The following is a 13,299-nucleotide window of genomic DNA, read 5'->3' as shown; positions in this document are numbered from 1 at the left end:
CGGACAAGCGGTAACCCACTCCGTTAAAAAACGCACCAAACACAATACTGCACAAGATTACAACGGCATCACTATATCTATCTAAATGCAAACCGACAACAGTATACCTTCTTATCTAGTAAGAAAAACCGTAAAAACCGCAACCTGTTTTCCAGGTAGTAGTACGCCGATTACTTTGAATTCCTAAGTATATTTATCAAATATTTCCATTTCTATGATAAAACGTACTACCCCTCCGTTAATCACCAGGAATTTACCTATTAACCTCCGGCAAAATGATATACAGCTATTTGAAAAGGCGCTTACCTATCAGGCCCATGCACCACACGCATATACCTTTCACAACATCAATATCCTGAAAGATCATATCTTCCATACCGCTAAATTTACCTTCCTCCACTCCTTTTCCCATATCCTCCCTTTCTCTGCATTTTCCCAGTGGAAAAAATTAAGCTGGTTCCTCCAACCGCCCAAGGTAATTGACCGGGGAATATGGATAACAGATGAATGGAGCGCAGCATATTTTCACTGGCTGACAGACGCACTGACCAGATTAACAGTAGTGGAAGAAAAGACGGATGTCTCCCCGGTACTACTTCCCGCCAGGTATCAACAAATACCATACATTCAAGCTTCGCTGCAAGTTTTAAATATCAAAGCATACTATTACAATCCCCGCAAACGATTGCTGGTAAAAGAACTAATCATACCCGCACATACCGCCGCCACCGGAAATTATAACGAAACAATCATTCAACGACTACAAGAGAAATTCATTACGAATAATAATTCACCAGCTACAAGAAAAATATATGTCAGTCGCCAAAAAGCCAACAGACGAACTATCACCAATGAAACAGCAGTAATCAGCGTTCTTCAAAAATATGGTTATGAAATTCATTGCTTTGAAGACTACCATTTCTCCGATCAAATTGCCTTAATGCAACAATCCAAGGTATTAATCGGACTACATGGCGCAGGACTTACAAATATGCTGTTCATGCCAGCAGGCGCACAAATACTGGAACTCCGCAATGCCGGCGACACACACAACAATTGTTTCTTCTCGCTCGCATCCGCTCTTCGTCATCGATACTACTACCTCGCTAATACCGGCGATACCGCCGATACCTTTCACGTGAATATTACCGTAGATATCGATCGTTTAACCGATACATTGGAACAAATAAATTAACAAAAAACAATATATTTACATCGATTAAACAATTCAGAAAAAATTTACCAGCCCTACTATGCAACTCAAGTTAACTGTAGCAGATATCAACTATCCTAAACTATTACAGTATCTTAATGAAGCTAAATCCAAAGCCTACGATGCTGCTACTTACAATTTTCAACTGGCTAAGGAAACGATGTCCAATGTATATGCCGACTGCAACTTTGAGATACCCGCTACTTTTCTGGAATATGACAGCATCCTGGAGGCAACAGCAGATTACCATACATGGAAAGAAATAGTAAAGACAGTACCTACCAATTGGAATTTCAGATTCCCCTTTACCAATCCATGGGGAGCAAGGCAATACATCGGCTTCGAAAGAGATAATTTTCATCTTGCACGCAGAAGAGATATTTATCTGTGGAACGCTACAGAAGAAGTAGTCCACGGTGGAGAAAACGCTGTCACCGGCGATTGTATTCGACTTATTTATAAAACTTTACTGGACCCTATTTCAAAGGAAGAGTATAATAACTTTAATAAAGAAGTGAGGGATTTGTATGACCAGAATGATGTGATGTGGGACTTGGCAGACAAGTTAATGGACGAGGATGAGCAAGCAGCTGTATCTGCCGATGAATTATTCATTCTAGGTACTAATCGTAACATGATTTTTGAGGTAGCCGTCTGCAATTACCTGATCGCGGAACATAATATCATGTATTATAAACCCTATATCGACAATATCAACAACATGATTACCTATGGCGGACTATGTTTTGTATTTGGAGAACTTTGTATTATTTGTAAAAAATAACAACGAATAATGCTACCAGATTGGGGTTACTGGTAGCATACTAGCCTTTTTTATTTTCCCATACCGGAACGATTTTTTTGCCATCAGGCGACAGCCATTTTTCATATACCAATCGCACTGCCGTATAATCTTTCGATTCCAGGAATGTCTGCATACGATTGTTGTTTGTAAGGGGCATCCGCTCTTCGTCATCGATACTACTACCTCGCTAATACCGGCGATACCTTTCACGTGAATATTACCGTAGATATCAATCGTTTAACCGATACATTGGAACAAATAAATTAACAAAAAACAATATATTTACATCAATTAAACAATTCAGAAAAAATTTACCAGCCCTACTATGCAACTCAAATTAACTGTAGCAGATATCAACTATCCTAAACTATTACAATATTTTAATGAAGCTAAATCCAAAGCCTATGATGCTGCTACCTACAATTTTCAACTGGCTAAGGAAACGATGTCCAATGTATATGCCGACTGTAACTTTAATATACCGGCTACCTTTCTGGAATATGACAGCATCCTAGAGGCAACAGCAGATTACCATACATGGAAAGAAATAGTAAAGACAGTACCTACCAACTGGAATTTCAGATTCCCCTTTACCAATCCATGGGGAGCAAGGCAATACATCGGCTTCGAAAGACATAATTTTCATCTTGCACGCAGAAGAGATATTTATCTGTGGTGCGCTACAGAAGAAGTAGTCCATGGTGGAGAAAACGCTGTCACCGGCGATTGCATTCGACTTATTTATAAAACTTTACTGGACGCTATTTCAGAGGAAGAGTATAATAACTTAGATAAAGAAGTGGATGAATTGTATGACCAGAATGATGTGATGTGGGACCTGACAAACAAGTTAATGGACGAAGATGAGAAAGCAGTACTATCCGCCGATGAATTATTTATTCTAGGTACTAATCGTAACATGATTTTTGAGGTAGCCGTCTGCAATTACCTGATCGCGGAACATAATATCATGTATTATAAACCATATATCGACAATATCAACAACATGATTACCTATGGCGGGCTATGTTTTGTATTTGGCGAACTTTGTATTATTTGTAAAAAAAATTACAGAGATTAATGCTATTAGATTGGGGCTCCTGGTAGCATACTAATCTTTTTTATTTTCCCATACAGGAACGATTTGTTTGCCATCAGGCGACAGCCATTTTTCATATACCAATCGCACTGCCGTATAATCTTTCGATTCCAGGAATGTCTGCATACGATTGTTGTTTGTAAGGGTATACCTCACTATCCGGCGCACGCCTTTATTGACATAATGCGCTTCCAGCAACTCATTCATGGCCCGGTAAATGCCATGCCGGCGATACGCCGGCATAACATAACCATCGGATACATAAAGGGTATCTCCAGTATAATCTTCTATACGACTGTCGTCGGGAGACTCGAGGTAACCGAATATGAATCCAACCGCCGTATCGCCGCTCTGGGCAAGGATACAAGCGCCATCACATTCGTCCTGCATATCAATTACATGCTGCATATAATGAGCGGCTATATCATCCCAATTGGCGGTACCAGGGAAGAACTCCTTCTCCGAGATATGCAGCCCACGCATCAGTTCAGCCATTACAGCATAATGCGTTGCAATTCGTATATGCGTATAAGTTATCATTCGTAGTCTGGTTTAATAGGACTTCCTGTCCAGCTGGTACCCGGTTGCAGTTTTTCGCCTTTCATTACCAGTGATAATGGGGAGAGATTCACATCATCTCCTACCTCGCTATCATACAAGATAATGGTACGTGCGCCAATACTGCTACGTTTACCAATTTTAATATCGCCTACCTTCATCACACGGTCTTCGAAAAGGTGTGTCTGCGGACCACTGTCCTCATTCAAAGCAGCATCAGTTCCGATTTCCACCATGTCAAATTCTGTGATATCGGTAGTGAACATGAATACCCTGTATCCGGTTTTCACGCCAAGGAAACGCAATAATACCGGTAACCATGGCGTCCCTTTCAGGTATTCCAACAGGAATGGGACAGACAAAGCTTCGTAAGTAGAAGTCACCCCTTCGCTCCGCCATACATTGGAAGTCCACATCGGGTCCTGACGGGCATGATAACGGCCACACAAAATCCACTTCATGAATACTGTAAAGAGGAATGCCGGCAATCCCAGGAAGAACAGGTAATAGAAAGGGAATTGCAGGAGGATTTGTCCTACAGATTTTTCTGTTACCAGATCATGAGCGTATGCAATAAAGAGAATAGAACAACAAATTACTACTGTTTCCGGGATAAGAATACGAACGAATTCTACCAGCCCTCTCGCGATCTTCCTGAACAAACCTGGATGGGTAGTGAGTTCCGGCGGAAAGAAACGACTTTCCTGTCTGCGAGGAAGCGCAATGGCAGGAGATCCAAACCAATCACGGGCATCGTTACTTTCCAGTTGCACTTTCGAAGGCGGCGTAGATAAAACGCCAATCAGCATGTTTTCCGGCAAGGTATAACCCTGCGGAATCAAGGCGCTATTCCCTACAAAGCTGTTATTATGAATGGTTGTTTTTTCCAGCGTTAACTGTTGTGCACGCACATCTGATTCTCCCAGGGTTACTGCATCTGCAACGAATGCGCCATCGCCGATTTCCAGCAATGGATGGGTAACGCTGCTGGCAGTACTCACTTCTGTTCGTTTCCCGATTTTAGCGCCCAGTGCCCGGAATAAGCTACTTACATAGATCGTAGCGAATATCGGATGGATTACAATCAGGGATAAGGCCATCATTTGATCCGCAAACCATTTACGCACGTAGAAACCGCTGTAAATAGGATATGTTCCCGGTTTGATACCCCATTGCAGTAATCGGGTAAGCACTACGGTCTGCGCAGTGAATAACAGGATATATACCAATGCCAGCAACGGCGTGATGACCATATAATTAAAGTTATAATCCGGAGCGGCATTATCCATATTATTCAGGGTGATAATGGTCGGCAACAGCGGTAATAACACCGTAAATGGAAACACCAGCAAAAACAGCGAGAAGATCATGCTGTATTTAATGCGTTTGGCCCTGGATACCAGCAAGGGTTGCGGCAACTCGTCGATGGATTTTGTTTCCTTCAACTGAGCAGGGCTACCTTGCCATACTTCTCCTACGCCAATTATTTTACCTGCTGGCAGATAACTGAGATCCTTCAGTTCGCCCCAGTCTTCTATACGGGCATCTCCGGCAATGACGGCACTGCTACCTACATAAGCATGGTCGCCGAGGTGCACGCGGCGCAGTTTCAGCATACCGTCTTCTACCCAGGCATTATTGATCACTGTCTGGGAGCTAAGACTCGCGTCTTTCCCAATGGTTACCAGATCTTCTGCACCAATCGTGATAGTACCTAACTGGGCATCGGAAGCGATATCCACGCCAAGGAACTGCAGGTATTTAGCATATAGCGGCGTACCGTTCAGGAATTGGGCAGGCATAAGCCTTTGTATGGTTTTCACCAGCCACCAACGGAAATAGTAAGTTCCCCAGAGCGGGTAATCTCCTTCTTTCATTCTCCCTATCACCAACCATTTAACGGAAATTATCAGGATGGTAAATACGGCTGGCAGCAAACAGAACATACCCAGTGCCGTCATGATGGCGTAGCTGAGTTTACCTGTTGCCTGTTCTGTATAATAATAACCCAGGTAAGGGAAATAAATCTGCATGGCAAACAGGCCATAGATAGCCAGCAGGGTGACTGTCTGTGCTATCCAGCAAATCGCATGACGATACCAGGGTACTTTATTAAATGTATGCGTTTTCTCTTTTCCGCTGGAGTCCTGGCTAGCCCAGGTATCTGCCAGTGCCTGAAGAGGGCGATGTATGTAGATGTCTTTCAGCGATGCCTGCGGGATGTTTGCCTCACGACGAAGACGGGATACAAATACAGCCGCCAGCAGCGAGTGACCGCCGAGGTCTGTAAAGAAATCTTCCTGGAGGGTCAGTTGCTTATCCGGAAATACTTTCGTTAAAACGGCCATCATACGGTCGGCTACCGGAGCATTGGCATCTACCGAGGCGGCTGATTCCACCTGCGTGAATGCCGGCGGTACCGGTAATGCTTTACGATTGATCTTTCCGCTTGGCAGGCGGGGCATATCTTCCAGGATCATGACCACACCGGGAACCATATACGTAGGGAGCGTGCGGGATAGTTCCTGTCGCATATCCGCTTCCGTTACCGTGCTATTGTCTTCCCTAACCACATATCCTACCAGTTGATCCTGGTCATTACCATCTTTTCTTACCGCTACTGCGGCAGCCACAATACCTGGGATATCATGGAGTTTATTTTCTATTTCGCCCAGTTCAATACGGTATCCGCGTAGTTTGATCTGGTCATCGAGGCGTCCCTGGAAGTCGATACTGCCATCCGGAAGGATGATAGCGGCATCGCCGGTTTTATAGACTCTGTCGCCAGGAATGGCATCCAGCGAAGAGGGTTTATCCACGAATTTCTCCTGGGTCAGATCCGGGCGGTCCACATATCCTGTTCCAACGCCTGGACCGGTGATGATGAGTTCTCCGCGTTCTCCCAGGGGAAGAATATTCAGTTTTTCATCCACTACGGCCATATTATAATTCGGTAATGGATGGCCGATCGTGATGGCATCTCCTGGGCGGAGATGGGCAAAAGTGGCACTAACGGTCGTTTCCGTAGGGCCGTAACTGTTATAAAATTCCCGTGGAGGCATTCCCCAACGGGCAAGTACCTGCGGCGTACAAGCCTCTCCACCGGCGTTCACCAGACGAATGGAAGGAATGTTGTCTTCCATGATGGCCAGTAAACTAGGGACGGCATGTAATACAGTAATTTTCTCTTTACGGAGGGTATCACTCAGTTCATCGATGGCTTTGGCAGTGGTAGCATCCGCTACCCACAGCGTGGCGCCCACGAAATAACTGAGCCAGGTCTCTTCACACCACATATCGAACGATACGGAGAATCCCTGATATACCTTATCTGTACTTTTAATATTCAGCACAGTCTGCTCTGAACGGATCAGATGGCAGATCTGTTTATGCATGATAGGTATGCCCTTCGGTTTACCTGTACTTCCGGAGGTATACAGCACATAGGCAATATTTTCCGGCTGTGGGCCCGGTTTCAGGACGAAATGATCGTTGACATCCGGAAACGGCGGTACACTCAGGATGGCGGCATCCAACTGGAGCGACTCCTGGCTGAAGCAGGCGGCAGCCTTTACTTCTGTCAGTACGCCTTCCACCCGTTCGGCCGGCATCTCCCTATCCAATGGCACATATCCTGCACCTGCCTTAATAATACCGATAATGGCGGCATGTAATTCCGGGCCACGTGGCCACCAAATCCCTACAATGCTTCCCGCTCCGATGCCCAGGGCCTGCAATTTGGCCGCAATAGCATCACTCCAGTGATCCAGCTGCTTGTAGGTAAAGGTTTGTTGTTGGAATATCAGGGCCGTATGATGTGCATGCTGTTTTACCGCATGCGCAAACATGTCCGCCAGTGTTTCATGATGAAGTAAATCCGGCCGCTGGGGTCCTATTACTATGCTAAGGTCATTCATAATTTGCTGCCCGAAAAGATTGATTCAGTAAACGCGTATTTGTTATGGTTATGCTGTACAGATGTTGATAGGTGCCAACAACAATATGTTACTTCTAATTTAAGTACATTTTCTGGAATAAGGCATGGCGCCATAGGGCATCTTGCATCCTGCTTGCTTAACATTCTGTTCATGTCGGTTTTGGAAATAAAGGTTGCGAAGCAAAAATACTGCCCTGAAATATGCTATGGGCTTATAATCTCCTTAAAAAATGTCCTTTTCTCTGCAAATGTGCAGAATTAGAATGAGATTATACGGAAATTAAATCTCTCTCATCTCAAATTAGAATCCTTTAATGCTGATTTTCCAGCCTCCTCTCCGTCCTACTTTTAGGGCCAGATTTGAGCTATGAACATTCTATTAATAGAGGACGAACCTAAAGTAGCAGCATTTATCAGGAAAGGACTGGAAGCTTTCCACCATATTATTACAGTAGCATATGATGGACAAAACGGATACCAGGCAGCCATGCAGCAGGACTTCGACGTGGTGATACTGGACAGGCAACTCCCCTCCCTGTCAGGACTGGAAGTTTGCCGCATGATCAAAACCATGAAAAAAGGACTGCCGGTTCTCATGCTGACGGCTCTCGGTACCGTCAGGGAAAAAGTGCAGGGTTTTGAAAGCGGTGCAGACGACTATCTTCCCAAACCCTTTCATTTTGATGAACTGATTGCCCGGGTACACGCCCTCCACAGAAGAGGGAATGTAGTTAGCCCCAGTGCCGTATACCAGGTGGCCGACCTGGAGCTGAACTGCTTCAATCGCGCTGTTACCCGTGCCGGCAAAGATATTACCCTTACCGTAAAAGAGTTTGCCCTGCTGGAAGTGCTGATGACCAATAAAAACCGCGTCCTGTCCAGAACCTACCTGGCAGAAGCCGTATGGGGCATTAATTTCAACAGAGGGACCAACTTTATCGATGTTTATGTTAACTATCTCCGCTCAAAAATTGACAAAGGATTCGAATTTCCACTCATTCATACAGTCATTGGCGTAGGCTATGTAATGAGAGACCGATAATATTTTAAAGCGAAAAAGATGAAAGTTAAAACCAGGCTGGCACTTCAATTTACAGTTCTCTTCGCGGGATTACTGCTACTATTGCTGTTCGGCATCTACTCCTTAGTGGAAAGAAACAGGCGTATCAGCTTTTATGATAAGCTGGAAGACAGAGCCATGACGGTAGCGCAATTCTACCTGGCTGAGGATAACCTCTCCGAAGAAAGCTTTAAAAATGTATTGAAAAAATATCCCCGCTCCCTGAACCAGGAAGTCATCCGCATTTATAATGACCAATTCGATCCGGTATTTATAAAGGAAGACACGGTGCGCTGGAACAAAGACCTGCTCCATGATATTGTACGCAACAGGAAACTCCGGTTCAGCCAGGGCAATCAACAAGTATGCGGTATCTATTATGCAGATAACTCCGGCAACTTCCTGGTAGTGGCGTCAGCAGTGGATGCTGCGGGCATTGAAAACATGCAGCGGCTCGCATGGATCATGACTTTCGCCTACCTGGCTGCACTCATCATCACCTATATCATTGGCCGGCTCTTTGCCCATATTGCCCTGATGCCGATCAATCATATTATTGCTAATGTGCAGTCCATCCGGGCTTCCAGCCTGGATAAACGCCTGAAAGTTCGCTCCGGCAGAAAAGATGAACTCTCCCAGCTATCCACCACCATTAACCAACTACTGGAACATCTGGAACAGTCTTTCGAAGCCCAGCGAGTGTTCATTGCCAATGCATCCCATGAACTACGTACTCCCATTACTTCCATCCTGGGAGAGGCCGAAATAACCTTGCTGGACGATCGCCAGACCAACGATTACAAACGGGCGCTTCGGAATATCATAGAAGAATCCGATCGACTCAATGGTATTATCGGCAGCTTACTGGAACTGGCACAAGCCAATATGGACTACAATGATCTGCAACGTATTCCCATGGATGAATTACTCTGGGAAGTGGCCGAAGAATGCGGACAACATGGCCGCTATCAGATGAACCTGAATTTCCATACCGGCCATCTGCCTGGCAGCGTGATGATGCAAGGACACCGCCATCTGCTATTCATCGCACTCAGCAATGTGGTGAAGAACGCCATTAAATTCTCCAATGGGAAAATGGTCACCTGTGATCTCGTGAAAAAAGAATCTGCATTAATCATAAAAATCATTGACAGAGGGATTGGCATTCCTCCGGAAGAACTACACAAAATATTTCTTCCTTTCTATCGAAGCCCCCATGCAAAAGGTTTCGATGGTCATGGCATCGGCCTCTCTCTGACAGAAAAAATCGTACGCCTGCACAACGGCAAGATCGAAATATTCTCCGAAGTAGGCCAGGGAACTGCCTTTCATCTGACATTTCAACAATAGTTACATACAGTCCTTTAATGTCCGAATAACCTATGACTCCCGCATTCTTGCGGGAGTTTTTTTATGGATAGTAACCGCCGCATTAGAATTTCTTAATGACTTTCTAACGGTTTACAGGATCGTATTTAATATCGCTTTTATACCCCCCTACTAGTTTTGCCTCCGTATTCAACAGCCTATCTGCTTACGCATAACACTCATTATTTCTTATGAAATTTTACTTTACACTCTTACTCAGTACCCTGCTGATGCTATCAGACAAAGTAGCTGCACAGCACCGCATATTACAGGGTACAGTGACCGACTCTCTCAATGGGCAACCATTGCCCGGAGTATCTGTAGCTATTCCAGGAACCAGCGCTGGCGTTGTCACAGACGCTGATGGAAAATTCAACCTTCAGCTACCAGCCGTGGCCAAACAGGTATTATTTACGTTCATGGGCTATAGCGAACAATCGGTAGCCATCCAGGCCGGCACACAACAGCTGAATATTAACTTATCGCCGGTATCACAGGCGCTTTCCGGCGTCGTGATCACAGGATATACCCAACAAAGTAAATCCAGAACTACCGGCGCTATTACCAGCGTTCCTGCCAATGTCACCACACAAGCGCCCGTCGCCTCTTTCGACGTGATGTTACAGGGAAGAGCGCCAGGGCTCTATGTAGGTACGCCTACAGGACAACCAGGCGAAGCCGGAAGGGTATCTATCCGTGGCTTAGGCTCTATCAACGGCGATGTTAATCCGCTGTTTGTAGTGGACGGCGTTCCTGTTGCCAACAATTCCTTCGCAGCACTCAATCCGGAAGATTTTGAAACCATACATGTATTAAAAGATGCAGCCGCCACTGCTCAATACGGTTCCAGAGCGGCTAACGGCGTAATTGTTATCACCACTAAAAAAGGGAAAGCCTACGCAGATGGTAAAGTGCGGGTGAACTACCGCAATCAGTTTGGTATCTCTGCATTAAACAGCTCCAAATGGGATATGATGAATACCAATCAACGCCTTCAATTTGAAGAAATCCTGCAGGACCCTACCCTTCCAGGCTGGGCTTATTCTTCCAAAAATCCCAATAAAATTGTGAATGGGGTAGAAATGCCTAAAACGGACCAAGACTATGCCTTCGGTAACCAATACCTGGATAGTCTTCGTACCATCAACACAGACTGGAGAAAACAATTATTAAGACAAGGTCGTACACAATCGCACTCTCTGAATATATCCGGAGGTAATGATAAAACAGTATTCTATCTCTCTGGCTCCTATTTCAACCAGGAAGGTATTGCTTTGAATTCAGGTTTAGAGAGATACAGTCTGCGCGCCAATATCCAAAACCGTAGCGGCAGGTTTAAGTCTACTTTAAATCTTGGCATTTCCACTGCCACCGTGAAATACATCCAGGATGAAGGCGTGGCGGAAGAAGGTGGCGCTGCTGTTGGCGGCGGCGGTATCACAGAGAAAAATCCCATTGCTGCCCTGTATTACGCGCTGCCATATGAATCGCCTTTCGGGAAGCCCGGCGTAGGCAACTATGGCGCCAACGCCCTGGACGCTTATGCCAACAGTCTGAAAAAAGATAACCAGATCAAAAGCGTTATCTCTTTCAATGAAGTAGTAGAGCTTACGAAGGAATTACAGTTAACAGGTACGGTAGGTATGGATTTTCAACAGAATAATACGACTGAATACCTGAATCCCGATTCCTGGTATGGTAAACTGGTCAGCAATGGCAACCAGGGCTCCTATCAGCGAGGACTCAATACCCGACTCGGTTTGGTAGGAACCGGCGGATTACGCTACAACAAACAGTGGAATCATAAACATGAAATCGAAGCCAACTTGCTGGCAGAGATCAACAAAATCACCGGCGGCGGTTTCGGTTTCACCGGCTACGGCCTGGTAGCAGAATTACCTAATACTCCTTCCGGCATCACTCCCGGTACAGGCGACAACAATTTCATCCCTAACGTATTCGGACAAACGACGCCGAACCGCCTGCTCATCTCACAGATAGCGCTGTTCCGCTATTCCTACGACGACCGTTATACGTTTACTGCCAGTCTGCGCAGAGACGGCTCTTCACAGGTACCTGCTGAAAACCGTTACAAACTGTTCTACGCATTCGGCGGCAACTGGAATGTACTCGCAGAGAAATTCATGAAAGGACAACAATTGTTCAGTACGCTCCGTTTGCGCGCCAGCTACGGTCTCACCGGAAACGCAGGCGGGTTTACCAGCGACTATGGCTTCCGTACCTTATATGCTTCCGCAGATTACAACGGTAACAAAACACTTGTGCCCATAACCCCAGGTAATCCGGCCTATAACTGGGAGATGAACCGCATCAGCGATGCAGGTCTGGAATTCGGATTCCTGCATAACAGAATCCGCGGTGAGATTGATTTCTACAATCGCGTTACACAGGGATTATTTGTGAATCGTAACCTTTCTCTCACCACCGGGTTTGCCACGCTTGCCACCAACTCCGGTAAAGTGAGAAACCGAGGCGTGGAACTCATGCTGGAAGGAGATGCTATCAAACAAAAAGATTTCACCCTCACATTAGGTGTAAATCTGGCCTACAACAAAAATAAAATCCTCAGCCTCGGCGGCGAAGAGCAAGTGTTCGCAGACGAAGCCACCATGAACATGGTGGGCAAACCGCTGGGCAGCTTCTATGCTGTAAGATGGAAAGGGGTAGATCCACAAACAGGCGCTCCTGTATACCTCGACAAAGACGGTAAAGAAACCAATATCTATAACCCGGATGATGCCGTTCCGATGAAAGCCACCTACGATCCACCATTGATCGGCGGAGCTACCATCAGTGTGCGACTGAAAAGATTTGAACTGTCTACCCTGGTGAGCTTCATTCATGGTATGTCCAGACTCAATTATCCGGACCTTTATGCGCACTCCGGCAGCGCTGCATACAGAAGATACAGCCAGTCAAAAGATATGCTGAACATCTGGCAGAAACCAGGCGACATCAGTCAATATCCAGGTGCACAGTATGCTACCTACTTCACCAGCAGAGACATCACCAGCGCGGATTACATCAAGTTACGTAACATCACTGTCGGTTATAACATACCCGTAGATGGCGTCACCAAAGGAGCTATCAGAAACCTGAAAGTATTTGCCTCCGGCCAGAACCTCTTCTCTATTATGAAATGGAAAGGCTTCGATCCGGAAGATGCGAACGACATCGCGCAGTACGAATATCCTATGCCCCGGATTATCACCGGCGGAATAAATGTAACCTTCTAATA

8 protein-coding genes are annotated in these 13,299 nt (G+C 45.5%); 6 read left to right on the top strand and 2 right to left on the bottom strand.

Annotated features, from left to right (window positions below):
* The first annotated feature begins 214 nt into the window (after positions 1–214).
* The 3 genes from CLV59_RS12790 (at position 215) to CLV59_RS12780 (ending at position 3,099) form a co-directional block, all read left to right on the top strand.
* Entirely contained in the window at positions 215–1,195 is a 981-nt protein-coding gene (locus CLV59_RS12790; protein ID WP_111592440.1) for a glycosyltransferase family 61 protein, read from the top strand.
* Between the two features lie 58 nt (positions 1,196–1,253).
* Positions 1,254–1,997, top strand: coding sequence for a hypothetical protein (locus CLV59_RS12785; protein ID WP_111592439.1), 744 nt, complete (start codon positions 1,254–1,256; stop codon positions 1,995–1,997).
* Between the two features lie 346 nt (positions 1,998–2,343).
* Positions 2,344–3,099 (top strand): hypothetical protein, encoded by a 756-nt coding sequence (locus CLV59_RS12780; protein ID WP_111592438.1) that lies wholly within the window; start codon positions 2,344–2,346, stop codon positions 3,097–3,099.
* Positions 3,100–3,129: 30 nt separating this feature from the next.
* On the opposite strand, the gene CLV59_RS12775 is transcribed toward CLV59_RS12780, so the two are convergent.
* Both CLV59_RS12775 and CLV59_RS12770 read right to left on the bottom strand, forming a co-directional pair.
* Entirely contained in the window at positions 3,130–3,657 is a 528-nt protein-coding gene (locus CLV59_RS12775) for a GNAT family N-acetyltransferase (protein WP_111592437.1), read from the bottom strand.
* Positions 3,654–7,592, bottom strand: a complete 3,939-nt coding sequence (locus CLV59_RS12770; protein ID WP_111592436.1) for a Pls/PosA family non-ribosomal peptide synthetase — start codon at positions 7,590–7,592, stop codon at positions 3,654–3,656. Before CLV59_RS12770 ends, CLV59_RS12775 begins: the two co-directional genes overlap by 4 nt.
* Before the next feature lie 387 nt (positions 7,593–7,979).
* On the opposite strand from CLV59_RS12770, the gene CLV59_RS12765 reads away from it, so the two are divergent.
* From CLV59_RS12765 to CLV59_RS12755, 3 genes are all read left to right on the top strand, one after another.
* On the top strand, positions 7,980–8,654 hold the full coding sequence (locus tag CLV59_RS12765) for a response regulator transcription factor (protein ID WP_111592435.1): 675 nt from the start codon (positions 7,980–7,982) through the stop codon (positions 8,652–8,654).
* 18 nt (positions 8,655–8,672) lie between these two features.
* Positions 8,673–10,022, top strand: a complete 1,350-nt coding sequence (locus CLV59_RS12760; protein ID WP_111592434.1) for a sensor histidine kinase — start codon at positions 8,673–8,675, stop codon at positions 10,020–10,022.
* Positions 10,023–10,231: 209 nt separating this feature from the next.
* A complete protein-coding gene (locus CLV59_RS12755) occupies positions 10,232–13,297 on the top strand; it encodes a SusC/RagA family TonB-linked outer membrane protein (protein WP_111592433.1) in 3,066 nt (1,021 codons plus the stop codon).
* Positions 13,298–13,299 lie beyond the last annotated feature (2 nt).

It is taken from the genome of Chitinophaga dinghuensis, assembly GCF_003259435.1.
GTDB lineage: Bacteria > Bacteroidota > Bacteroidia > Chitinophagales > Chitinophagaceae > Chitinophaga > Chitinophaga dinghuensis.
This window is presented reverse-complemented; position numbering and strand designations above follow the sequence as displayed.